This is a genomic window from Acinetobacter sp. 231_lipA, from assembly GCF_058243005.1.
In genome coordinates, this window is sequence record NZ_JBZAYU010000001.1 from 2446150 (window position 1) to 2471099 (window position 24950).

Annotated in this window: 26 protein-coding genes; 10 read left to right on the forward strand and 16 right to left on the reverse strand. The window is 40.3% G+C overall.

All coding sequences use genetic code 11. From position 1 onward, the window contains the following. Nucleotides 1-34: 34 nt before the first annotated feature. The 5 genes from AC4CUX_RS12005 to AC4CUX_RS12025 form a co-directional block, all read right to left on the reverse strand. Entirely contained in the window at nt 35-760 is a 726-nt protein-coding gene (locus AC4CUX_RS12005) for an amino acid ABC transporter ATP-binding protein (protein ID WP_010326224.1), read from the reverse strand. A gap of 14 nt (nt 761-774) precedes the next feature. Further along, nucleotides 775-1458: an ABC transporter permease subunit gene (locus tag AC4CUX_RS12010; protein WP_005399959.1), complete on the reverse strand. Its 684-nt coding sequence runs from the start codon at nt 1456-1458 to the stop codon at nt 775-777. After that, entirely contained in the window at nt 1458-2201 is a 744-nt protein-coding gene (locus tag AC4CUX_RS12015; RefSeq protein ID WP_004981232.1) for an amino acid ABC transporter permease, read from the reverse strand. Before AC4CUX_RS12015 ends, AC4CUX_RS12010 begins: the two co-directional genes overlap by 1 nt. A 68-nt stretch (nt 2202-2269) precedes the next feature. Next, nucleotides 2270-3214 carry a transporter substrate-binding domain-containing protein gene (locus AC4CUX_RS12020; RefSeq protein WP_114836868.1) on the reverse strand — a complete coding sequence of 315 codons (945 nt, stop codon included), beginning with the start codon at nt 3212-3214 and terminating at the stop codon, nt 2270-2272. A 567-nt stretch (nt 3215-3781) separates the two neighbouring features. Beyond that, nucleotides 3782-4204: a hypothetical protein gene (locus AC4CUX_RS12025; protein WP_004694572.1), complete on the reverse strand. Its 423-nt coding sequence runs from the start codon at nt 4202-4204 to the stop codon at nt 3782-3784. A 288-nt stretch (nt 4205-4492) separates the two neighbouring features. Between AC4CUX_RS12025 and AC4CUX_RS12030 the strand changes: the two genes are divergently transcribed. The 4 genes from AC4CUX_RS12030 to AC4CUX_RS12045 all read left to right on the forward strand — a co-directional run bounded on the left by AC4CUX_RS12030 (nt 4493) and on the right by AC4CUX_RS12045 (nt 7213). Beyond that, entirely contained in the window at nt 4493-4771 is a 279-nt protein-coding gene (locus AC4CUX_RS12030; protein WP_159151709.1) for a hypothetical protein, read from the forward strand. A gap of 163 nt (nt 4772-4934) precedes the next feature. Beyond that, on the forward strand, nt 4935-6641 hold the full coding sequence (locus AC4CUX_RS12035) for a mechanosensitive ion channel (RefSeq protein WP_058869131.1): 1707 nt from the start codon (nt 4935-4937) through the stop codon (nt 6639-6641). A gap of 60 nt (nt 6642-6701) precedes the next feature. Beyond that, nucleotides 6702-6893: a hypothetical protein gene (locus AC4CUX_RS12040; protein WP_148826515.1), complete on the forward strand. Its 192-nt coding sequence runs from the start codon at nt 6702-6704 to the stop codon at nt 6891-6893. Between the two features lie 167 nt (nt 6894-7060). Next, nucleotides 7061-7213 carry a hypothetical protein gene (locus AC4CUX_RS12045; protein WP_171500578.1) on the forward strand — a complete coding sequence of 51 codons (153 nt, stop codon included), beginning with the start codon at nt 7061-7063 and terminating at the stop codon, nt 7211-7213. A gap of 21 nt (nt 7214-7234) precedes the next feature. On the opposite strand, the gene AC4CUX_RS12050 is transcribed toward AC4CUX_RS12045, so the two are convergent. From AC4CUX_RS12050 to AC4CUX_RS12085, 8 genes are all read right to left on the reverse strand, one after another. After that, the gene (locus AC4CUX_RS12050) at nt 7235-8434 is read right to left on the reverse strand and encodes a BaiN/RdsA family NAD(P)/FAD-dependent oxidoreductase (protein ID WP_279044839.1); all 1200 of its coding nucleotides are present in this window, start codon (nt 8432-8434) and stop codon (nt 7235-7237) included. Between the two features lie 64 nt (nt 8435-8498). After that, on the reverse strand, nt 8499-9368 hold the full coding sequence (locus AC4CUX_RS12055) for a 1-aminocyclopropane-1-carboxylate deaminase/D-cysteine desulfhydrase (RefSeq protein WP_490792423.1): 870 nt from the start codon (nt 9366-9368) through the stop codon (nt 8499-8501). A 63-nt stretch (nt 9369-9431) separates the two neighbouring features. Continuing rightward, nucleotides 9432-10592, reverse strand: a complete 1161-nt coding sequence (locus AC4CUX_RS12060) for an HlyD family secretion protein (protein ID WP_279044836.1) — start codon at nt 10590-10592, stop codon at nt 9432-9434. Nucleotides 10593-10624: 32 nt separating this feature from the next. Then, entirely contained in the window at nt 10625-12274 is a 1650-nt protein-coding gene (locus tag AC4CUX_RS12065) for an MFS transporter (protein WP_279044834.1), read from the reverse strand. 12 nt (nt 12275-12286) lie between these two features. Beyond that, nucleotides 12287-12835 (reverse strand): TetR/AcrR family transcriptional regulator, encoded by a 549-nt coding sequence (locus AC4CUX_RS12070; RefSeq protein ID WP_279044831.1) that lies wholly within the window; start codon nt 12833-12835, stop codon nt 12287-12289. A 102-nt stretch (nt 12836-12937) separates the two neighbouring features. Continuing rightward, nucleotides 12938-14028, reverse strand: a protein-coding gene (locus tag AC4CUX_RS12075) for an IS4-like element ISAba1 family transposase (protein WP_155118754.1) whose coding sequence is annotated in 2 segments (ribosomal slippage) — nt 12938-13488 and nt 13488-14028 — 1092 coding nt in all. Because the reading frame shifts where the segments join, the coding sequence is not laid out codon by codon here. 192 nt (nt 14029-14220) lie between these two features. Continuing rightward, nucleotides 14221-15311, reverse strand: a protein-coding gene (locus AC4CUX_RS12080) for an IS4-like element ISAba33 family transposase (RefSeq protein WP_094148494.1) whose coding sequence is annotated in 2 segments (ribosomal slippage) — nt 14221-14771 and nt 14771-15311 — 1092 coding nt in all. Because the reading frame shifts where the segments join, the coding sequence is not laid out codon by codon here. A gap of 302 nt (nt 15312-15613) precedes the next feature. Next, nucleotides 15614-16495: an IS982 family transposase gene (locus AC4CUX_RS12085; protein WP_490747433.1), complete on the reverse strand. Its 882-nt coding sequence runs from the start codon at nt 16493-16495 to the stop codon at nt 15614-15616. Nucleotides 16496-16738: 243 nt separating this feature from the next. Between AC4CUX_RS12085 and AC4CUX_RS12090 the strand changes: the two genes are divergently transcribed. Then, nucleotides 16739-16942: an NF038215 family lipoprotein gene (locus AC4CUX_RS12090; RefSeq protein WP_058952158.1), complete on the forward strand. Its 204-nt coding sequence runs from the start codon at nt 16739-16741 to the stop codon at nt 16940-16942. A 207-nt stretch (nt 16943-17149) separates the two neighbouring features. Here AC4CUX_RS12090 and AC4CUX_RS12095 read toward each other — a convergent pair whose 3' ends face one another. Further along, complete coding sequence (locus tag AC4CUX_RS12095; protein WP_426977256.1) at nt 17150-17605, reverse strand: DIP1984 family protein; 456 nt, start codon at nt 17603-17605, stop codon at nt 17150-17152. A gap of 472 nt (nt 17606-18077) precedes the next feature. After that, a complete protein-coding gene (locus tag AC4CUX_RS12100) occupies nt 18078-19697 on the reverse strand; it encodes an oleate hydratase (RefSeq protein ID WP_490792424.1) in 1620 nt (539 codons plus the stop codon). Between the two features lie 444 nt (nt 19698-20141). Between AC4CUX_RS12100 and AC4CUX_RS12105 the strand changes: the two genes are divergently transcribed. The 4 genes from AC4CUX_RS12105 (at nt 20142) to AC4CUX_RS12120 (ending at nt 22615) form a co-directional block, all read left to right on the forward strand. Next, nucleotides 20142-20765: a LysE family translocator gene (locus tag AC4CUX_RS12105; RefSeq protein WP_234951372.1), complete on the forward strand. Its 624-nt coding sequence runs from the start codon at nt 20142-20144 to the stop codon at nt 20763-20765. 110 nt (nt 20766-20875) lie between these two features. Then, complete coding sequence (locus tag AC4CUX_RS12110; protein WP_279045565.1) at nt 20876-21547, forward strand: CsgG/HfaB family protein; 672 nt, start codon at nt 20876-20878, stop codon at nt 21545-21547. 13 nt (nt 21548-21560) lie between these two features. Continuing rightward, complete coding sequence (locus AC4CUX_RS12115; protein WP_279045567.1) at nt 21561-21938, forward strand: DUF4810 domain-containing protein; 378 nt, start codon at nt 21561-21563, stop codon at nt 21936-21938. Then, nucleotides 21935-22615, forward strand: coding sequence for a DUF799 domain-containing protein (locus AC4CUX_RS12120; RefSeq protein WP_336955391.1), 681 nt, complete (start codon nt 21935-21937; stop codon nt 22613-22615). Before AC4CUX_RS12115 ends, AC4CUX_RS12120 begins: the two co-directional genes overlap by 4 nt. Nucleotides 22616-22719: 104 nt before the next feature. Here the strand turns inward: AC4CUX_RS12120 and AC4CUX_RS12125 are convergent, their stop codons facing one another. Next, nucleotides 22720-23697, reverse strand: a complete 978-nt coding sequence (locus tag AC4CUX_RS12125) for an MBL fold metallo-hydrolase (protein WP_279045139.1) — start codon at nt 23695-23697, stop codon at nt 22720-22722. Between the two features lie 168 nt (nt 23698-23865). Between AC4CUX_RS12125 and AC4CUX_RS12130 the strand changes: the two genes are divergently transcribed. After that, a complete protein-coding gene (locus AC4CUX_RS12130) occupies nt 23866-24933 on the forward strand; it encodes a hypothetical protein (protein WP_279045140.1) in 1068 nt (355 codons plus the stop codon). The last annotated feature ends 17 nt before the right edge of the window (nt 24934-24950 follow it).

Sequence of the window (24950 nt, forward strand, 5' to 3'; positions counted from 1 at the left end):
ATCTGCTTTTTTAATGTGGGATAACCCGTCTGTGCTAGTGCAAGATCTTGTCTAAGAACTGTTGAGCACGATCACCACGTTTGGTGTTAAAGAAATCATCTTTGCTACAGTCTTCGACAATTTTACCTTGATCCATAAACAACACACGGTTGGCCACTTGGCGGGCAAAGCCCATTTCATGGGTGACACACATCATGGTCATGCCTTCATGTGCCAACTCGACCATCACATCAAGAACTTCATTAATCATTTCAGGGTCAAGTGCCGATGTAGGCTCATCAAACAACATGGCAATCGGATCCATACTTAAGGCGCGGGCAATTGCGACACGTTGCTGTTGTCCACCCGAAAGTTGTGCTGGAAATTTATGTGCATGTGCACTTAGCCCAACACGCTCTAAATAGCCTAAGCCTTTCTTTTTCGCTTCAGCTTCAGAGCGTCCCAATACTTTAATTTGGGCAATGGTTAAATTCTCGGTAATGCTGAGATGCGGAAACAACTCGAAGTGCTGAAACACCATACCTACACGGCTGCGTAATTTGGTCAAATCTGTTTTCGGGTCTTTGATGGGTATTCCATCGACTGTGATTTGGCCTTGTTGGAAGGCTTCCAGTCCATTCACTGTTTTAATCAGGGTCGATTTTCCTGAGCCTGATGGGCCACAGACCACCACCACTTCACCTTGGCAAATTTGTGTGGTGCAATCGGTTAAGACTTGAAAATCGCCATACCATTTACTGACATTTTGGAGGTCAATCATTACTTTTTGGTCGCTCATACGCTTAACCTCCTTTGTAATCGTTTTACTGCATATGTGGCTAGCATACTGATGGTGAAATACACTAGGCCTGCAAATAAAATATATTGCGTTAATAGAGACATCAAATCGCCCCGCACGTAGTTGGTGCGGAAAAAGTCGAGTAGGCCAATGGCGTACACCATGGTCGAGTCTTGGAACAAGATGATGGTTTGCTGTAACAGCAGCGGTGTCATTTTACGAAAGGCTTGCGGCAAAATGATTAAGCGCATGGACTGACCATAGGTCATGCCTAGTGCATAAGCCGCGGCAGACTGTCCTTTAGGAATCGATTGAATCCCTGCACGTACAATTTCCGAGAAATAAGCCGCTTCAAACAGCATGAACGCCACAATACTTGAGACCAAAGCGGTATCAATGGTCAGGTAATTTCCCGTGACTGTGGTGTAGATGAACGGTACAGCAAAGTAGAACCACATCAATACCAACAGCAGAGGAATCGAGCGGAATAAATTGACATAGCCTTGGGCAATTAAATTCAAGATGCGAATTGAAGACAAACGCATCAGTGCCAACAGCGTGCCAATGAAAATACCACCAATGGTGGCGATGATGACCACTTTTAAAGTGATACTTAAACCATGCCATAGGGCGGGTGCAGATAACTGCAAATCATGGGTAAATGCGGTGAGCCATTCCATTATTTAGCTCCTGCAATTAAACCTGGGACACGTAAACGTTTTTCCAGCAGCGTCATTAAGGTAATTAAGCACACGTTGATAACGATGAAAATAATCGTGACATAGGTATAGATTTCAATGGTGTTCTGCGTATATTCGCTGATGGTTTTCATCTGCGAAATAATCTCGGAAACCCCAACTAAAGAGGCCACAGAAGTATTTTTGACGCAGTTGGTCAGCTCTGAACTCAGAGGCGGCAAAATCGTACGGAAGGACTGCGGTAAAATGACATAGCGGTATAGCTGTGCGGTACTAAAACCCATGGCATAACCTGCATTGACCTGTCCTGTAGGTAAGGCTTCAATGCCTGTACGGACTTGTTCGCAGACACGTGCTGCGGTAAACAGTCCAAGACCGATACTGGCTGAAATCAGTGCTGTTGTTCCTGCACTTAAATCATTAATCCACCATGACTTAATGGGACCAGGTAAGAAATTCGGCACCACATAAAACCAAATAAATAATTGGATCAGTAGCGGTACATTACGAAAAATGGTGACGTAGCCAGTGCCGATGGCACGTGCGGTTTTATTGGGAAGCGTGCGCATAATGCCGAGAATACTTCCGAGCACCATTGCAATGCTCCAAGCCACAATGGCAATAACAACCAGCCAGCCTAAACCAATTAAAATCCAACTGAGATAGGTACTATCTCCGACGCCTGTGGATTGCCAAAGGACGCCCCAGTTCCAGGTATAATTCATGACAATCCCCTAAAATAGGTCAGGCAAAGAAACTTTGCCTGAGTGAACATTAATCTTTCCCTTATCGTTTACTGATCACGGTCATGTGGGTTTGCAATTAAGGCTTTAAGTTGGTCTGACATAGTAAAGTTCAGGTTAATGTTTTTCGGTGGAATTGGCTGTTCGAACCATTTGTTGTACATCTTGTTAATTTCACCTGAGCTATAAGTGGCTTTAATTGCATCATCAACCACTTGCTTAAAGCCTGTGTCACCTTTACGCAACATACAGCCATAAACTTCTTGAATTGGTGCTGTACCGACAATGTGCCACTTGTTTGGATCTTTGGCTTTCGATTTTTCCCCAGCAAGTAAAATGTCATCCATCATAAATGCAGCAGCACGACCACTTTGGAGCATTAAGAATGATTCAGCATGGTCTTTAGCAGAAATCACTTCACCAATACCAAGTTCTTTTTCATGCTGACGGATATAGCGTTCAGAGGTTGTTCCTGCTGTCGTTACTAATTTTTTGCCTTTTAAGTCAGCAAAATCCTTCACGCCTGAATCGGTTGCAGTAAGTAAACGTGAACCCACTTCAAAGAAGCCCACAGAAAAATCAACTTGTTGCTGGCGTTCTTTGTTGTTTGTAGTTGAACCACATTCAAGATCGACTGTACCATTTGAAACCAATGGAATACGGTTTTGGCTGGTGACTAAGTTATAGCGAACTTTTAAATCAGGCATATTTAGCTTTTGTTTAACAGCCTCAACCACTTTGAGCTGTAAATCATGTGCATAACCGACAGGTTGATTTGGGTTGTCAGCGATATAGGAGAATGGAATAGAGGAGTCACGGTAACCTAAAACAATGGTTCCTGATTTTTTAATCTTATCTAAAGTGCCTGACTGTGAAGCATCTGCGCCAGTGCTAGCTGCATCCGTTGCAGGTGCTTTGTTGTCGCTACATGCACTGAGGCTCAGCGCAAGTGCACTTGCACAAAATAGGGCAGAAAGATTACGTTGCATGGTCATGTACAAACTCCTTTTGTTTGCAGCATCAATTGCATTGTTTTTATCAAAAACGTCAGAATTGGGTTAAAGCTTTATTCTGTGCAAAAGATGTTCTTTTTATGGTATTTTTTTACAGCTTAGTCTGCATCTTAATCGAGATTGCTTTTGCTGCTCAAGAGGGATTTTTAATATTTTGTTAATAATGCTTTAAATAAGTGCATCGCTATATTCCTCTGATATTAAAAAGAAAATTATGCATAATGCGTGCCATTTCAAGTTTTCTAATTCATTTTATTAGGCTAATGTCTAATGCTACAGGGGTGGTTATACGTTTCGTTATGGATGCATGACAGAATGGCTTTTGTTCGTGTAGAACATGCTAAAACGGCAATAGCAAAGAAAAGTGCTTTATTTTGAAGATGATCCGTTTTAGGACGCAGTATATAAAGGTCAGTTAGATTCGGTTTACTGTCCTACACTTTCCGCAGGGGATTAAAAACTAAAAAATAAAAGCGACTGTATGTTATGAACAAATGATAGGGCACAATCGCAATGAGAGGATATGAGCAGATGTGTATCAAGAAGTGCTTAGTGCACAAACATATCCATATATTCACGGATTTCAGAAATAGCCGTTTCAATATCCGTCGTCAGCCATGTTGGCTCAAACAGTCCAATATAGTGATCTAAACGGTCTTGAGGTACAACTAAACGCACAGGACATTCTTCTTCCAGTAAGCGCCAAGGAATGATGGGTGTTTCATTGTCTAAAAAGGCTTGCACATTTCGAATGTCAATAATCATGGCATTGACACATTCAGGAAAAGGCATCACTGAAAACTCTTCAGTACGACGACGGAAAAACTCCAGATCGCCCCATTTTAGAATATAACTAGGCTTAGAAAATTCAATAATACCAATAAGATGTTGGTCTCGCGTGTAGTGCAAATGACATTGGTGCGTAACATCAGTGTCTAAATCAAGCGTTACACTTTGTTGACGATATGCCATAAAGTCCAAAAACAGCTAAAACAAGGTGCATAATTATAGCGCAAATTCAGTTGAAGAGCGCTGTTCGCCAGACTCTTTTTGTCTACGCCTATATGAAATACTTTTTATATGACCTTTAACATTGATTTGACAGAAGAGTGACTTTTTTTAAAACCATAAAAAATAACAATTTAACTTAAAATAAAGCGCTTGTTTACTATCTCACTATGCTTTGAAACACAATGCTACACAAGCAGTTGTTAGTATGAGAATTCGACAACTTGATAATAGAAAATTGAGGGGGAACATATGCCACATGATTTCAATAAACCGTCCCATGTACAAACGCCAGAGGAGCGGCAGAAGAAAAAACGCGTGCCCTTGTATATATTGGCATTGGTCGGAATTTTCTTAATCGCATTATTATTTTATATGTTTGCAGATACCAAGCCAAATCCGAATGAGGCGCCTCCAGGTCATCCGAATCCGAGCGCAGAGCCTGCAACACCGAATAATAGCACCACTGCAACAGCAGGTGACGAAGCGGTAGCCACCGATAGCAATACGGCGACTGCAACTGACCGCTAAATGTGACTAAAGCCCTTGTAATGTACAGGGGTTTTTTCTTTAGCAGTCATCAAAAGGTATTCCATTTCTCATTCATACCTCATGGCAGACAATCACTTCAAAACTAAAATCTGTAGTTGAGCAAAGGTCGCTGTGATGTAGACACAACAAGAGGGAGAACAAAATGAATGATTATGTAGGGCATCAGGGTCGATTTGATGCGATGTATTATTGGGACCAGTTTCACCCAATCCTGTCCGCAATCGCCATCCTGATCATTGGTTGGATTATTGCATTATTGATTGCAGGTGCTGTGAAAAAGGTTTTAACCAAACTCGGGACCAACCAAAAACTTTCCAGTGCTACTGGCCATCGCTCGAATATTGAAAATATTATTTCTCGAGTTGTGTTTTGGCTCATCTTGATTATTGCGGTGATCGGTGCACTTAATGTTCTCAATCTCACCAGTGTAAGTGGGCCATTTAGTAATATGGTTCAACAGTTCTTGTTGTTTATACCACAATTGTTGGCTGCTGTTGCTGTGGGCTTTATTGGCTGGATTGTGGCAAAGCTGGTCAAAGTGGGTTTACAAAAAGGATTGGATCGAACTCAGTTAGATGAAAAACTCAGTCAGGATGTCGGAGTCAGTACGCTGAGTCAAAACATCAGTGAAATTGTCTATTGGTTGATTTTATTGCTATTCTTACCCATTGTTTTGTCGATACTCGGTCTGACTGGGCTGCTCTTTCCGATCCAAAATATGGTCAATGAAGCCGTACTGTATCTACCAAATATCTTTATTGCGGGTGTAATTGTTTTTGCAGGTTATATTCTAGCCAAAATTGTACGGGGCATTATTGAGGGCTTATTGAGAAGCCTAGATGTACAAAAACAGGTTGAAAAAGTAGGACTGTTTAAAAACTCAGATTTGGCTAAAGTGCTCGGATCTTTTGTTTTTGCAATGGTTATTATCACAGCGCTGATTATTGCGTTTGAAGCTTTAGGCATTGATGCAATTTCTCAACCAGCGACGGCCATGCTGTATGAAATCATGAATGCAATTCCGCACATCATTGCAGCGGCATTAATTTTAATTTTGGCCTATGTGGTGTCACGTTTTGTCGCAAGTCTTGTGGTTGAAGTCTTGTCGGGAACAGGTGTAGATGACATTCCAAACAAAGTTGGCTTGCAACGTTTCTTAGGAAACACCAAAGCGTCTTGCGTCGTGGGTTATTTCATTGTGTTCTTTACCATGTTATTTGCGGTCTCTGAAGCAGCAAATCGACTCGGCTTTGAACAGATCAGTGGTTTGATTGCGATGTTTATCCAGTTTGGTGCAAACATCCTATTGGGTGCAGTCATTTTGGGTGTGGGCTTCTGGTTGGCGAACTTGGTTGCACAGGTGATTGAGCGTGGTGAATACAACAGTTCTCGTTGGGTGGCGAACATTGTTCGTGTCTTGATCATTGGCTTAGTGTTGGCGATGGGCTTGCGTGCCATGGGGATAGCAGACTCGATCGTAAACTTGGCCTTTGGCTTAACGCTTGGGGCAGTTGCCATTGCATTTGCACTGGCTTTTGGTCTCGGTGGGCGTCAACCTGCGGAACGGGTTTTGACCGATTTGTTAGATAAAGCCAAAAAAGAAGGTACGCAACCGAATCCACTTTATCAGGCCAAAGCTGAAAGCACACAATCAGCACAAGGCAAAGAAGAGCATGCCCCACTGAAAGAGCAAATGGATACACCAACGGTTGCAGAGGAATATCAACATGCAGATGATATTCCCACTACAGCAGAGGTCGATCCTGCGCATAAACCTTTAAATAAACCTTTTGGTTCAACGGGTGAAGCTGAACAAGATATTGACGTTCACCCCAAAGATCCAGACTAAATTAATCACACTAAACACCGACCGCTGATGGCGGTTGGTGTTTTTTATTGGAGTAAACTGATGTCAAAAAAAGCCCCAAATAAATATTTTGCCCCAATCATCATTGCGGGTATTACGGTTGGATTTTTTGTGAGTGCTTATAAATTTGTCTTTGCAAAACCGAAGATCGATACAACAACACACGCTAATGCTGAAAGAATACCCACTGCGGCAACTGAGGGACGTGATGCGGTTGAATCTGATGAAAAATAATACAAAAGTCTATAGTGTTGAATGAACTTTAATTTGGTATGTTTGATGCATGTGGAATATGGATATTTCATAAATTAGAAATACTTACATGCCTATACTTTTGTGATAGCTGCATGGATATTTCACGATTTATTTTTATAAATTGCAGTTTAAAAAGGAAAAAACAGATGATGCAAATATTAAAAAAAACTTTGATGGCGAAACGTTCAGTGATTCAACCGAGCCATGTCCATATTGCCATTGCGAAAATGGACTTAGCGCTTGCCCGTCAGCAGAAGCAAAAGCAGTGCGTACTGCTACGCACTGATTATTTAGAATAATTTATCATTTAAGCAGATGGCTTAGACATATTCTGATGCGGCATGTGCAGATGACCATGCCCATTGGAAGTTAAATCCGCCCAAATGTCCTGTGACATCCAGTATTTCGCCAACAAAGTACAAGCCTTTTTGCTTTTTACTTTCCATGGTTTTCGATGAAACTTCAGTGGTGTCTACACCGCCTAAAGTCACCTCAGCAGTACGGTAGCCTTCAGTTCCTGATGGTTTGACTTCAAACGCATGCAAGCGTGTTGCAATGTACTCCAGTTTTTCATCCGACAGTTGGCCAATCGCTGTTTCAGCCAGTTCAGGCCAAATCAGGTTTTGCAGCTCAACCACCACACTTTTCGGGAAATGTTCACCCAGTAAAGTGCGAAGTAGGGCTTTGGGTTGACTGTGCTTCTTGGCTTTTAAGTAGTCTTGCAAATCCACACTTGGCAAGAAGTCAATTTTGAAGCTTTGTCCTACATCCCAATAATTCGACAGTTGTAGCGAGCTTGGCCCACTGAGCCCACGATGCGTAAATAAAAGGGCTTCGGTGAAAGCGTTTAAGTCATTCGATAAAGTCGCATCGACCGCGTTGCCACTTAAGCGTGTGGTCACTTCTTTAAAGCTATCTGAAAAGGTAAAAGGCACCAAACCTGCGCGAGTTGGATATACATGGTGACCAAATTGCTTTGCAATTTCATAGCCAACCCCAGAGCCGCCTAAGGTCGGAATAGATAAACCACCCGATGCAATCACCACAGATTCGGCTTCAAAATACCCTAGTGTCGTGGCAATTTGAAAACCCTGCTCATCGAGTGCGGTGATGGCTTTTACTTCACAGTTGGTTTTAATGTCGACCAAACCTGTTTTTTCACACTCGCTCAACAGCATAGCTAAAATTTCTTTGGCACCTTTTAGGGTGAACAGCTGTCCGTGTTTACGCTCTTCATATTCAATACCGTACTCACAAACCATCCCAATAAAGTCCCAATTGGTATAGCGAGTGAGGGCTGAAATCACAAAATGCGGATTATGTGAAATAAAGTTGCTTGGCTCGACATACAGATTGGTAAAGTTACATTTACCGCCACCTGACATGAGAATTTTTTTGCCGACTTTATTGGCTTTTTCTACAATGACCACTTTACGTCCGCGTTGAGCTGCCATATAGGCTGTCATTAAGCCAGATGCACCTGCACCTAAAACTAAGACATCATATTGATTTGCGGACATGACACACTCACGGGAGAATAAAGCAGGGCATTATAGACCATCTTTTTTGCTTTTTCAGGACTATCTAAAGCGTAGCTAAACGACCTTGTAACCCACCTGAATGAATCACTAAAATACGATGATCTATGGGGAATGTACCTTGTTGAATTAAATCGCTTAAGCCCAACAGCATTTTGCCTGTGTAAATTTGTTCCAGTGGAATGTCATATTGCTGTTCAAAAGCATGGATAAACTGCAATAACTCAGTATTAGTTTTGGCATAACCGCCACAACAATATTGATCGGTAATTTGCCAATTTCGTTTTTCAGTCAGTTGCTGTAGTTCTCGACTCAAAAAATCACCTTTGAGTGCGGAGAAGCCCAAAATTTGCTGTTGACGATCACTGGCTTCAATCAGACCCGCAATGGTGCCACCCGTCCCTACGGCACAACAAATCAGATCGAAATTTTCTCGATCCGCATCAGAGAGAATTTCTGTGCAGCCTTGAATGGCAAGGGGATTGGTTCCCCCTTCGGGAATCACATAATAATCAGGATAATCTTGTTGTAACTGTGCTAAGTATGCTGGATTTTGCTTTTGACGATAGGCTTCACGGGACACAAACTGCAATTGCATGCCGAATTGCTGTGCTGTATTTAAAGTTGTATTCAGGGGTTTACAGGCCAGTTCTTCGCCTCGAATAATGCCTAGACTCTCAAAACCAAATAACTGCGCTGCATAGGTCGTGGCGACAATATGATTGGAATAGGCACCGCCAAAAGTCAGCAGTTTTTTATAGCCTTGTTGCTGCGCCGACAATAGATTGTATTTCAGTTTAAAAAATTTATTGCCTGAAATGTGTGGATGGACCAAGTCTAAACGTTTGATGCTGACCTCAAATCCTTCGACAGTAATTTGCTGATAGGGAATGGTTTGGGCAATTTGGTCAAACATAGAATTTTTATCAACTCGGCTTAGAGCATAGTGTAAATGAAAATGAATTTCTTCTGCACAAGATTAATGTTGTGCAGATTGGGTATCGACCGAACTAATTACGGACATGCCTGGACGTAGGTTTTCAATGCCCGTTTGATTCGGATCAATTGCAATCCGTACAGCAATACGTTGCACCACTTTGGTAAAGTTGCCCGTAGCATTATCGGCTTTAAGCACACTGAACTCTGAGCCCGCCGCTGGGGAAATTTGCTCGACATGGCCTGTAAATTTCTGATGATTGAGGGCATCCACCGTGAACCATGCTTTTTGCCCAATTTTCATGTTGGCAATTTGAGTTTCTTTAAAGTTAGCTGTGACCCACGTCTGCTGCGGAATCAGATAGAGCAACTGTGTGCCTGCGGCCACATATTGTCCCACACGTGGATTGACTTCACCCAGTTGCCCATCCATCGGGGCGATAATACTGCTGTAATTTTTGGTTGTTTTGGCTTGATCCAGTTGTGCAGCGGCATTGGTCACTTGTGCTTTGAGTCCTGTCTCAGCCACTTGAGCGGTTTTGAGCGCTTCTTTCGCCACCAATACATTGGCCTGTGCTTGTTGCAGTAAAGCTAAATTATTTTGGGTATCGGCAAAGGCTTTGTCTTGTTCTGATTTAGACGCTGCGCCAGAGTCCCCCAACTGTTGATAGCGCTGCTGTTGTGCCAATGACAGTTTATAGGCTGCTCGCGCTTGTTCAACTTTGGCTTCTGCCGCCACAATATCGGCTTTACGCTGTGCAATATTTTGGCTTTGATTAGATAGGTTATTTTGCGCTTGATCCACCCCAGCTTCTGCTTGAGTCACTTTTTGGTCATAAGTCGTGGCATCAATATGCATTAACACCTGTCCTTTTTTGACGTGATCAAAATCACTGACCAACACATCTTTGACATAGCCATTAATTTGCGAAGAAAGCACCGTGGTTTTACCTTTGACATAGCTGTTGTCAGTGGACTCAACGGCACTGTCAAATGGCCCAATTTTCCATGCCCACAAGATGATGCCAATACCGATGATCAGTACTACAAACATCAAAATCAAGGTCCGTTTTGCTGTTGGAATCAGTTTACTCGAAGGCGGCGTAATCGGTGTTGTTGCTGTCACGGGCTGTTCAGGCTGAGAGGCATCTTCAGAAGTTGCAGTTGTTTCAGCGGGAGCTATTGGTTTTTGATCTTCAGACATAACAATTTCTCAATAAATAGGGAGCAGTAGTATTAGGCAGGACCGATTTTCGCTTGTTGTCGCAGTTGATATTGATTTCGTGCAATCAGGAATGCCCCCCACAACAACAGCAACATGGCAACGACACCATTGAAGCTAATCACATCGTTATAGGCACGCACTTGAGCTTCTCGAGTCACCACTTGATTGAGATTTTTTAAGGCTTGTTGTTGCTCTAACTGCTGATCCAGCGTGTAACTATGCGAACTTTGTTGATACGCTAAAAGACGCTGTGCAATCAATGGATTGGTTTCGGGGAGTTGCTGAATCATCTCAGCACGATAGTTTTGGGTTCGGACTTGTTGATAGGTAGAGTAAAACGATGAACCGACTAAGCCACCAAAAGTTTGGGTCGCTGAAAATAAAACAATGAACGTGACAATATGGGTGGGGCCTTTTTGCATGGCGCTTAAGATACCCGTGATCAAGAGTGGGCCAATAAATACACCACTGGCAAAGCCCACCAAAAACTGACTGCCGTAGAAGTTGGAAGGGCGAATATCGCTGGTGAGGTGAAAATCTAGCCCGCAAGCAATCAACACCAAAACTTCTGCTAATAGTAAGTGCCAAATAATCCGTTCACGTGAAAAAGTGATGGCACTAAATAAGGTTCCAGACACGATGCCGAAAAAGATCACCACATAGAGCGGGACAAATTGATCGGGGCCCATGCCCATAGTTTTGAGAAAACTGACGGCAGCATAACTTTGCTCCGACATTAAAAAGCGAATTGCAAAGGCTCCGATGATAAAACGAAGCGTGGATGATGTCCCCAGCCAACGCGTCATAATCAGTGGATTGACCCGATAATGCTCATAGACCAAACCAATCACAATCAGGCTGAACCCTGCAATGAGCAAATAGGCCAACCATTTCACTTCAAACCACCACAAGATAGGCCCTTGAGTCAGCACAATACACAAAAAGGCAAAACCGGGCGCAAGCAGGGCAAAGGTGAAGAAGTCTTGCTTTTCAAAAACAGCAATTCTTAAACTGCGGGGTAATTTAAGCGACACCACCATTGCGAAACAGCACAGCGCTAAACCAATTTCAAAGGTATACAGGACATTCCAGTTATTCACATCAATGAGGTATGGAGAAATGATCCATGCCAAGGGAATACCGAGTTGTTGGAAGCCTAAAGCCAAATAGATACTGCGACCAAAATTTTCCCGCTTAAAGGCCTGCATAATGTAATACATGCCTAAAGAGCTGAGTGGTGCTGCAACCATGCCGCTAATGAAACGTACCAATACCGCCATTTCAAAGGTATGCACAAAGACGTGTAAAACCAAAACCACAATAAAAATCAGTAGACCAATTTCAGAGAATAGACGCAGACCATATTGTTGGCGGGCTTTAAACAGAATCAGGTTCGCACTGACATTAGCCATGACATAAGCCGCAGGAATCCATGCCACCTCAGAGGGTGTTAGTCCATATTCACCCTGAATTAAGGGTAAATTTGCGGTAATAAAACCGTTACTGAGACTGGCAGACAGTGCGACAAACAAACCAATAAAAAAATATATGAAGCGCTTAGGCGTGGAGTGCGCAATCACGGCAGGAGAGCCGGGTAGGGTTGGTTTTTCTTCAGCAGTCCAGTTTGGCGCAGGTTCGAGTAAACGCGGTGGCTGTGTCATGAGTGGTGACCTTTATGCCCGAATACCATTGAGTAAGAGCTCAATTGCACGTTGTGCAAGTTGTTGTTGCTCTATATCGGTCAGTCCTTGAAATGAAGTCCTTAAAATGGCCGTAATCATGGCGTAATCTTGGGTGGTCAAATCGGGACGACACACGCCGTGGCGAATGGCTTGATCAATCAGCGGTTGTAAAATAGCATCGCGGCGCGCGTAGATATCGACCATGATAGGATCATCACGGTCAATCACCCGCCAATATTCCATTAGTGCGGTTAAATACGGTAAGTTATAGACATGGTTTTCAATTAAACGAATAAAACCATCTTCATACTGAGAAAATGCTTCTGCACGAATTGCGAGGCGTTCCAAAGCTTGTTCCATTAAGGCAATCACCAAAGCACGACGGTCATCAAAATTACGATAAAAAGTCGCCCGTCCGACATTGGCTGCGTCAATCACCTGTTGTAAGGGCGCATTTATCCCGTGTGTACGAAAAACCTGAACTGCGGCTTCCAGCAATTCCTCGCGGTTTTGTGCAGCGCGCTGTTGGCGACTGGTCATGGTGATTATTTCATTTAATTGGGGAGTGCTATTATTTAACGGACAAAAGTGTCCGTTGTAAATATTCAATCCTGTAAGATTTTGCTCTGTACACGACAAATTTCACAGAACCCTTATCCTATCAGGGTTCTGCCTTCTTAAAATTGCCAAAATTTCCTTAAACTCTTCTTTTTTCCCAAAACCAATTAAACGCTGAATCGCCATTTGAACATAGTCTAAACCATAGCGAAATAAACTCATTGAGAGTCGTCCATGCTTCTTTATTTTTATCACTTTTTTTTGATCATGTTGCCATTCACCCGTTAAGTAACACCAACAGAAGCTTATAGCTAACACCGCAATCAATTTTTTCACTCGTCTAGGGTCTGTCAAGCGCGTATTTTCAAGATTAAACCCGCGTCCTTTGAGACAACTGAATAAGGTTTCAATTTCCCAGCGTAATGCATAATCCTGAATAGCATTGGCATTAAACTGAGGAGAAACGACGAGTAAAAGCTCTCCATTTTCTAACTGTAGTGCACTTATATATAGTTTCACCCGACCAACCAAAATCCGTCGTTTACGACATTCAATTTGACCAACTTTAAGATGGCGAAATAAATCACTAATTTTATGATTCTTTCCTAAATGATTGGTGACAATGAAGTTTTTTTAACACGAATGCAGAAGTTGATGTCTTGTTCAATTAACCATGTAAACCACTGCTCACCGATAAACTCTCTGTCTGCGAACACATTCACAATACGGTCTTTACCAAAAATGGCTATAAAGCGTTGAATCAAAGCAATGCGCTCTTTCGTATCTGAATTTCCACGTTTATTAAGCAATGTCCAAAGGATAGGTATCGCTATTCCACGATAAACGATTGCGAGCATCAGGATATTAATATTTCGTTTTCCCCATTTCCAATTGGTTCTATCTAAAGTCAGTTGCACTTGGTCGAATGAAAACATATTGAAAATCAACTGAGAAATTTGACGATAATCAAAATACTGACCTGCAAAGAAGCGCTGCATACGTCGATAAAATGATTGTGGTAAGCACTTGATGGGCAAGGCTTTAGATGCAGAAGAAAGATTACATGTTTGCTTTAAAATAATCACAAGCATGATGAGCGCAAAGCACTTTAAATGTGACTTGTTCCATTTTAGAGATTTGTTTAAGATAAGATATAACTCATTGAGATGTGTCATAGTATTCGTCGTTAGAAAACAATTATTATGACATTATTTCAATGAGTTATCTATTTTTGTCGTGTACAGAGAAGATTTTGTAAACCCCTTTGTCTTTTTCTAATTTAATCTAATTTCGACAAGAAATAGGCGACTCGGAAACGTCATCTGAAACCTGCATAGTGTAAATAAGATCTCTGTACACGACAAATTTCATAGAGCCCTTGTCCTATCAGGCTTTTTCTTTCTTAAAATTGCTAGAATTTTCTTAAATTCCTCTTTTTTTCCAAAACCAATCAAACGTAGAATAGCCATTTGAACATAGTCCAAACCGTAGCGAAATAAACTTACTGAAAGTCGTCCATGCTTCTTTATTTTTATCGCTTTTTTTCGATCATGTTGCCATTCACCTGTTAAATAGCACCAACAGAAACCGATAGCTAGCACTGCTATCAATTTCTTGACTCGTCTAGGGTCTGTTAAACGAGTATTTTCAAGATTGAATCCACGTCCTTTGAGACAACTAAATAGGGTTTCGATTTCCCAGCGTAATGCATAATCACGAATAGCAGAAGCATTAAACATAGGAGAAACAACAAGTAAAAGTTCTCCATCTTCTAATCGTAGCGCACTAATATACAGTTTCACTCGACCAACCCAAATACGTCGTTTACGACATTCAGTTTGACCAACTTGAAGATGACGAAATAAATCACTAATTTTATGATTCTTGGCTAAGTGATTGGTCACAATGAAGTTTTTTTAACACGTATACAAAAGTTAATGTCATTTTCAATTAACCATGTAAACCATTTCTCACCGATAAATTCTCTGTCTGCGAACACATTCACAATACGGTCTTTACCAAAAATGGAGATAAAGCGTTGAATCAAAGCAATACGCTCTTTTGTATCTGAATTTCCCCGTTTATTGAGCAATGTCCAAACTATAGGTATGGCTATTCCACGATAGACGATGGCTAACATCAAGATATTGATATCTCGTTTCCCCCATTTCCAGTTGGTTCTATCCAAAGTTAATTGGACTTTATCGAATAAAAATATATTGAAAATTAACTGAGAAATTTGACGATAATCGAAATACTGACCTGCAAAGAAGCGTTGTATACGTCGATAAAATGATTGTGGTAAGCACTTGATGGGTAAGGCTTTAGATGCAGAAGAAAGATTACATGTCTGTTTTACAATTAATGCAAGCATAATCAGTGTAAAACATTTTACATGTGACTTGTTCCACTTTAGATATTTGTTTAAGATGAGATATAGCTCATTGAAATGTGCCATCATATTCGTCGTCAGAAAACAAGTATTATGCCATTATTTCAATGAGTTATATTTTTTTGTCGTGTACAAAGAAATAAGATAATGTTTTATTCGCTATATTTGAATAAATCCAAGAAATGAACAGGTTTTGCAGATGACAATGGTTTTCCTACTTTTGTCGAAACAAAAGTAGGGCGAGCCGCAGGCTGATGAAGAAATTGAATAAAACAAGATAAGACTCCGCCAAGATAGTTTTTTCAATACGTCGGATAAATATTTAAATCGAATTTTGGTTAACTTAAATCATTTATATTACGCCAATCTCAACTTTGAATAAGGCTTTCCAGTTGTAAAGGTGGATTTCCTAATCGTGTATTTAAAATTACTGCAATGGTATGTGAAAGAATCTTACGCGTAATTCTATGCGTTAAATGCCATAAATCTTTAGCTCTTACTTTTTGAATGTGAAATCGTTCAGTTAATTGACCTATAACAGTCTCAATTTTTCTACGAGTATTCATGAGCCTCGCCATAGCTTCCTTAGACCTGCTATCAGTCATGTTCTTTCTATAAGGTGTTTGTAAATCAATATCTTGGTACTTAAAATAGTGTTTTAATTCAGGTCTTAAGTATCCTTTATCACCACCAAGTAATCCCTGAATATCTTGAGTAATTTCGGGTGCAACATCACGTTCATCACAATGAGCTGGAGCAAAAGTATAGCCTGTAATCATTCCTGAAAAGTTAATAACGATATGTCCTTTGAAACCATAATATTTTTCTTGTTTAGCCGCACAATAACTAAAACCTGCAGATTCTTTGAAGTTTTTATGTTTTTTTGCTCTAGCATAACGACAAACAGGTATAGGAAAGCCATCGATAAAATGAATATTATCTAAACCGAAAACAGATTTTAGTTGTGACATAATCTGTTGATTTACATGCCATAATTTTGCACAATGTTTGCAAAAATTAGGATAGGAACCTAATTTTGGAAACCATTCAAACCAATTGTGTTTAAAGTAGAACCAGATATTTTTATCAGAATCTAAGCCAAGAAACTCTCCCACAATTTGTATAGTAAGAATTTCAATATCACTTAAAGCGGGTGGAAATCCTCTACTTCTTAAAGGTTGAATGACAATCGCTGAGTAAAATTGCTCTATGATTAAAAATACAGAAATGATAAATTCGTAAATGGACATAACTTGCTTTGCTTTTCTTAGTCGAAAATTAAATTGGGTTATGTCCTTTTTATTTCAAAGACTTAAAAAGTTGAGATTCGCGTTTATATTATTGTTTTATAACCGAATGATTGATTTTTATTTAAATAAAAAAATACGCAGAGAACCCTCATGTAGATGGATAAGAGTTGTAACAAAGTCGATAGGATTGGAAAAATAAAAGTGCTATGCTGAAAGAACAATAATGATAAATGAGGGGATATGATGAAAACCTTATCTACCCTAGTATTGGTTTTATTGCTCACTCAACTGACCGCGTGTGATGCAAAAAAGGATTTGAATCAGCCTAGAACTGAAGCTCGTACCATGATTATTGGTGGTGTTCCTGTGCATGATCGTGACTATAAACTACCATCACAAGATATGGCTTTTAATCAGAAAAAGCCTCCACAGGCTGATGCCTACTAATAGGTAAAAATAGGGAGGCATATTGTCAGTACATGGTGGTGCAAGGTGCGATGTGCAGTATAAAAGATGCATTGTGCTACGCCAGATTTGTGAAAATGTGAAGTAGACGTCTTACTTCCTGCAAACGTTTGTTGAATTAAAGCCTTACAAACGTATAAAAGGCCTTGTACTCGCCCAATATGCCCAAACTGTTGTGGCTCAAATTGGCTAGATCAGTTCGATTTGCCAATTTGAAGCTTGAATCTCTAGGTTATTTTGCCTGAGTTGCTGGCTAATTGCATCGGCTTGTTTTTGCAAGTCTGCAACCGTAATGGTTTTAACCCAGCGAATTTCACTCGAACTATAACGACCATTTTCACGTCGTGAGCTGTCGATGGCCTGTTGAATAATGCGATGCTGTTGTGTCAGTAAATCACGTGTGTTTAAAACACTGAGCATGGATTGGCCCGTGCTGGTTTTAGCTTGAGCATTGGTCGCATGAATTTTTTCAATCAGATGATGTAACTCTGTATTTATACTAAAGGCCTCACCAATCAGCGCATTCGGATCTTCACTCAGTTCATCGCCTTCTTGGATTAGCACATTATTGTTGATGCGTTGTTGTAAAGAGGCGAGTTTGGTTTGTAAATCACTACGCAATAAAAGTGCTTCTGCTAGTTTCATAGATTTATTTTTAAAGTTTTAGATGAGTCTTATGCTGCATCTGTGCAGTCAAAGCTTCAAGTGAGTTTTGTAATTTTTATGAAATCTAAAATCATGAGAAAACGATAGAAAAGCACTTAGTCAGTTTCGGAGTGTTATTTAAAACGTGGAGATGTTTTTCCTATGTTGATTAGTCAATTTATTTACTAATGAGGTATAAAGTTTTATCTAATTTTGCTTTTTATCCAATTTAAAATTAGGTGCGTACACGGCCTCAACATTTCAATAAAGTACAAAAGCTGTTTGTGTAGGCAATACCCTTACTTTTGATAGGCCAAAAGTAAGCAAAAGCCTTTGTTATCCATACATAACATCCCTATTATGATGGATAACGTGTGGCATCCCTGCCACACTCGCGTATCCAAACGTTGCTTAAATTAAACTCTGTAATAGTAGCGACATAAAGGTGCTTTTATCGCTATAGATTAGAAGTTTAGTGGAACAAGGTTTCCAAAGCTTTCAAACCGACTTTCGGATCAAGCAGACCATTGTAAATTTCAGGGATTTCACGTTCCACCCCAAAGAATTCATAAATGGCAAGCATCGCCCCACGAACTGAATATTCCACAGTAAAGACCACATCGTCTTCAATTTCCACAAACTGTCCAAGGAAAGCAAAGTTTTGTGAGCCTTGAGGAATCACCTGAGGACGATCTCCCAGTTTACGGCAGGCGAATAGGGCAGAGGCATATGGCATCATGGCTGTGGTAACATCAGTCGTTGCCAAAACATGATCTAAAATGTCGTCAAAACCGAGCTGTTTAATCAGTTCTGTTAGGATTTCTTGCCCTGTGGCTTCGGACATTGGTTTCTTGATGTAATCGCCCATATGGTCAATTTGGAAACCGTAGCCCCATAAGGTATACAGGCCTTCAGGTAAGTCGGCAAAGTGTGGCTGTGCAGGGACCACAATGGATAAATGCCAACCCGACTCATACCAAGTCATCAGTGCGCCTGTGCCTGGTTCATTTCCCGTATAGTCAACAATGCGTTTAAGCAGCACGTCATCTTTCATGGTCAGAGTGAAAGACTCCCACTTATGTTCATCGACATTACCATAAAAAGTCATTGGACGGCCAAAGTCTGGGGCTTTTTGTGCTAGCGTTTCCCAAAGTGTCCAGCCATGGTCTTCTCGATGACGAATGAGGGCAGGCACGTCATGATTGCCACCATAACGTGAGTCTGCGGTAATAGAGCCTAAAGTGAAAATGGCTAAATCATTGGCTTTCAGATTAATTTGCTCTGAGCCTTCAGGCAGTTGTACATATAGGCGCGAGGTATGGCGTTCTTGGGTTTCAGCATTGGTAATGAAATCCGCATCTGTGACATAGTGTCCAAAACGCACATCGACGCCTTGTGCGACTAGCCAACGCTGTAGGGGCAGAATCATCGAATCATATTGGTTGTACTTGGTCCGTTTGACACCCGCTAAGGTATGAATGCGTGGCAATTCTTGAATAAAACGCAAGAAATAGCGTCTTAACTCTGCTGCACTGTGCCATTTTTGAAAAGCGAAAGTCGTGCGCCACATGCGCCAGAAATTGGTTTCAAAAAAGGCTTCATCAAAAAACTCATCAATGCGGCGACTGCCAATTTTTTCTTCTTTTGAAGCCAATAGGCGCAGCATCTGCGCACGATGTAGTGTATTCAGACCAAGCTTTGCCGCATCCGCAATGACATGTTCGGCATCAATCAAACGTGCATTGGCGTGGGTTTTCACTTGTTCATTAAACTCACGACATTCTTCACGTACCGAAACGTTTGGATTTTCCAAAGATGGAATACTGGAAAATAAGTCCCATAGGCACAAATAAGTTTCATCGGTCAGCATTCGCCCACCACGTGTTACCCAAGCTTGCGCGGCATGCGGGGTCTGTCCGCCATCCATCGAGCCACCTGAAATATCGAGTTCTTCTAAAATATGGATATTTTTGGCAGGGACTTTGGCATCACGGATCGCAAATGCAGCAGCAGCCATACCTGCAATACCACCACCAATGATCCAAAGATGGGTCTGTTGTGCGTCTAATGGGGTGCGCTTCTTATTTTGCATGGTTCACCTTTAATTATGATGTTAAAAATTATGAAGTTAAAAATGTAGTTTAGAGAAATAAAACCTTATAAATAGTAAGTCTTTTTATATATGAAAAATGTATGAAAAGGGAAGCAATCCACCCATTATATTTTGTAATTAAAAATAAGCATATGATGGCTATTTTTAATACACATTTGTCTTTTTATTAAAATTTAATACGATCTAAATAGCTGATGTTGAAGTTTATTGTTGAGTAATTGCTCTATTGTTGTTTTCACTATGGCCTATGCCGAATTTCCTTAAAAATAGGCTTTTTGTTTATCATTAAAAAATATAATGGACGTACACGCTGCGGCTTGATCACGATATAAATGTGAAAAATAACTGATAAAGTGAATATCGTAAAAACTTTGTTTAGCGTAAAATCGCAGCTGATAAATTCTCTCAATTTAGAGGTCACTCTTGGAATCATTTTGGATTTTGGGCTCGATTGCCTTTGCATTAATGTTAGGCGCAATGAGCCCTGGACCGACGTCGATTTATGTAGCAAAAAATTCGATTGCGATTTCTCGAAAGCATGGCCTGTTTACCGCATTGGGAACTGGAACAGGCGCCGCTATTTTTGGTCTGTTGGCTGTACTTGGTTTACAAGCCTTTTTGTTGGCAGTGCCGTCAGCGTATTTGGCCTTAAAAATCTGTGGTGGGATCTATTTGCTTTGGCTCGCATTTAAAATTATTAAACATGCCAAAGAGCCAATTGAGGCAGATCATTCCAGCTCAAAAGCAATGACTTTACGCCGTGCCTTTATGACTGGTTTAATTACTCAGCTCTCCAACCCTAAAATTGCGATTGTTTTAGCCAGTATTTTTACTGCACTTTTACCCAAAGAAATCCCAACCTATTACTATTTTGTACTACCTATCCTGTGTTTCTTTATTGATGCGGGTTGGTGTTCGTTGGTTGCAGTGGCATTGTCTGCTGAAAAGCCGCGCCGTGTGTATTTGAAGTTTAAAGCCGTATTTGACCGCGCAGCAGGGGCGGTAATGACGGTGTTGGGTTTAAAACTTATTTTTGGAATGAAGTGATAAGGTTTACAACAACAAAACTGGATTTTGTATAGGTAACTAAAAGCTAAATGGTTATAATCCCTTTGATTTTTTTATGATTTTTAAATTAAAGATTTGAGGGATAAATTTTGAATAAATCTATATTTTTGGCCGTTTTGAGTGGCTTAGCATTATCTGCATGTTCAACAACAGAAACGTCAAAAACAATTCAAGCACCGCAAGTAACAGCGGCAGTGGCGACTGTCAAATATACTGGCACTAAAACGCCAGTTTCTGTAGGGAAATTTGACAACCGCTCGAGCTACATGCGTGGTATTTTTTCAGACAATGTTGACCGTTTAGGTGGTCAGGCGAAAACCATTTTAGAAACGCATTTACAGCAATCGGGCTATTTCTCTGTCCTAAACCGTGACAACCTAGCTGAATTACAACAAGAAGCAGGCTTCACCAAATCCTCTCAAGCCATCAAAGGCGCACGTTATGTATTAACGGGCGACGTGTCTGAATTTGGCCGTAAAGAAGTCGGTGATCACCAGCTATTTGGCATATTGGGCCGTGGTAAAACCCAAATTGCTTATGCCAAAGTGAACTTAAACATTGTCGATGTAAAAACAGCAGAAATTGTTCACTCTGTGCAAGGCGCAGGCGAGTACGCACTCAGTGAACGTGAAATCTTAGGTTTTGGTTCTACCGCTTCTTATGATTCAACTTTAAACGGTAAAGTTCTAGATTTGGCTGTGCGTGAAGCGGTTAATAATTTGGTGTTGGATATTCAAACCAATAAGTGGTCTGTGCAGTAACTGGTTTGAATCAATGAAAAAAATCGTATTGGTTTTAGGTGCAATCTGCACCATGACTTTGGTGGGCTGTGTTTCAGCGCCAAAATCGTTATACAGCTGGGGCGAATACCCGCAGCAAACCTATTTGATGTTGAGTTTGCCAGAAAAGACTTCTCCACAAGAACAGATTGGTAAACTTGAAAAAGATATTGAAAAAGCCAAAGCCAAAAATGCAGCAGTGCCTCCGGGCTTGTATGCGCATTTGGGCTTATTGAATTTAAATATCAATAATGGGCCACGTGCCGTTCAGTATTTTGAGCTTGAACGCCAAACCTACCCAGAGTCGACAGTATTAATGGATCGTCTTTTGAAAAAAATGACAGCCCAGTCTGCGGCAAGGAGTGTGAAGTGAAACATTTCAAAAAACTATGCGTACTTGGCCTTGCTGTGACACTCTTCACAGGTTGTGCTACGACACCAAAAAGTAAACGTGACTTATCTGCATATCATGCCAATATGCCAAAATCTATTTTGGTGTTGCCGCCTGTGAATGAGTCACCCGATACACGGGCAACCTATGGGTATTGGTCTACCGTGACTTTACCTGTAGCAGAAGCGGGCTATTATGTGTTCCCTATTTCTGTGGTCGATACGCTATTTAAAGAAAACGGCGTAACCAACGGCTATGATGCGCAGCAAATCCCAATTCAGAAACTCAATGAAATCTTTGGAGCGGATGCCGCACTGTATGTCAAAGTTAAAGAATATGGTTCTAAGTATCAGGTGATTCAATCCATTTCGACCGTTGCGGTAGAGGCGAAATTGGTTGATTTAAAAACCGGAGCATTATTATGGGAAGGTCAGGAAAAAATCCAACAAGCCAATAATAATAGCAACGCCGGTCTGGTCGGGATGTTAGTGGGTGCTTTGATTGACCAAATTTCGAATCACTTATCGGACAAAGCCTATGTACTGTCTAACAGTGTGAGTACCCAGTTGTATGCTCCGCAGTTGATGCAGCAAAAAGGGTTGCTATATGGACCTCGCTCTCCGCATTTTGTTCAAAATTCGATGAGTCCACAGCAGTAAAAAGATCCCCTCAAATGAGGGGATTTTTATGATTCAACAAACTTCTATTTGGTTTGAAGAGCCTTTTAACTCTCACCCCAAAGAAGAGATAATTTTCGTATAAATTAATCCTTAAAATGCACAGGAATCCATTGATAGCTTTTCCTATCTGCTGAATAGATATTTCCAATCGCAGGGAATGGCAAGTGTGGTGCTGCAATGGTTTGCCCGCCTTTTGCATATTCAGCAAATTGTTTTAAGCGGGTTTGTACTGCTTTTTTCGGGTCGATATCATAATCGATTGCGGTTTCTGGCTTGTCGAATTGCACAGTATGAGAGTGCACAATGTCACCAATAAATACCATCGTTTCATCTTTGGTTTTTAACTCATAGCTAAAATGTCCGGGTGTATGCCCCGCGGTATTAATCACTTTAAAGCCTTGAACTTGATCGCCCAACTGATACGTTTTGAAGCGGTTTTTGGCTTGATACGGCGCAATGGCTTGTTTAATTTTTTCAACAGTTCCTAAGTAACCTGCTTGTTTTTCTTTCGGGAGCTTTTCGACCTGTTTCGGGTTTAGCCAATAGTTGGCTTCATCGTTCGAGACATACACTGTGGCATTTGGAAAGTTTGCCGCTCCATTTTGGCTAATACCACAGACATGGTCTGGGTGTAGATGCGTCAGTAAGATGGTATCGACTTGTTCTGGTTGATAGCCTGATGCTTTTAAGTTGCTCAATACTGAACCCAAATGTTCGCCAAAACAGCTCGCTGCGCCGCTATCCACTAAAACCAGCGAATGACCTGTATTTACAAGGAAGGCATTGACTGAGGTTTGTACGCCTTTGGCTTGGTCGGCGGCATATTTCTTTAAAATTTCATGTACTTCTTTTTCTGGAAGGTTTTGAAATAGCTTCGGTGACATGAAGTTGGTGCCGTCTAGCAAGGCAGTGATTTGTACATCACCCGCTTGGTATTGGTAATAGCCTGAAACTTGTTTGTGCTGTTCAATGATCGGCAGTATTTTGGTTGTTTCTGCCTGAGTAATTAAAGGGAAAAGGCAAAGTAAAGGGATCGCTAGTGTTATGATGGGCTTTTTCATTTTCTGATTAAAAATTGATTAAGTTGGTTGTTTTTAGCATAGATTAGGTGAGTTTGGGGCTTTTTATTGATGAAAAAATATTGGTGCAAAGATGCTGGTTTTTTTATGAGTTATTGAATTTATTCATAGTTTTGTATGGTAAATTAAAATTATAAAGGAGCTATTTATATGAGTGAACAACAATGTTCGGATAAACCTTTAGCATATTTGGATCAGAACATTTTAGATCTATTTACAGAGCCAAAGTGTTTGTTAAAAAAAGATTCTGAATTATTTAATTTTTTGAAAAATGAAGTTCAAGCTGTTTATTCTCCTACTACTCTCGAAGAAATATATCGGTCAGTTATTAATGGGAAAAGTAGTGTTTATGGTTTAGCCTTTTTAGATGTACTTAAAGAATTGAATGCTCATTTTATTACTTTAATAACTGAGAATGGTGAAGTGACCAATACTATTTTTAGGTCTTGGGAAGAGCCTTTAATACACTTTAACCAATTTGTAGAAAATAACTATTTAAATAAATTTGTGCATCCTTTGAGAAATAATTTATTTGCAATGTTTGGTGGAATTAAGGATTTTAACAAACTTGAAAATGAGCAAATTGATAATTTAAATAATTTATTGATATTTTTGGAGAGTTCTCTAAAATTTCTAGAAAGTTGTGAGGACAAAGATGAATATATTTTATCTGAAATAGAAAAGTATAAAGTTGAAATTCCTAAACTCAGAATGCAACAAAAAGAATATGAATCATTTGTTCAATTATCAGTACAACATTTAGAGGATGCTAATAAAGAACAAGCAGCACATAAAAAATTTAGGGATTCATTGAAAGTCGACCTTAACCATCTAAGAAAAATTGAATTTCCAAATGTTCTAGTGCAAATATGGAAAATATTGCAACAAAATAACGCCGAATTAGTTAATTTTGAGTTAGATGATTTTTTTCAACTGAAAAAAGGATTTAATTCAGAAAGTGAATTTTATATTTTTCAAAAAGTTAATCAGATTTATACAATGTTAAATCTGATTGGTTACCATCAGGATGAAGGTATACATAAAAAAGAAAAAAGATTTATTGCTTCGTTTAGTGATATGTCTCACGCTTCCTATGCTTGTTTTTGTGAGTATCTGTTTACAAGAGATAAAAATTTTTCCATAAAAGTTAGAGTGGCATATGAATATTTGAATGTGGCTACACAAATTGTAAACATCGAGGTTAATTCCACCCCGTGAACAAATTTATTCTAAAA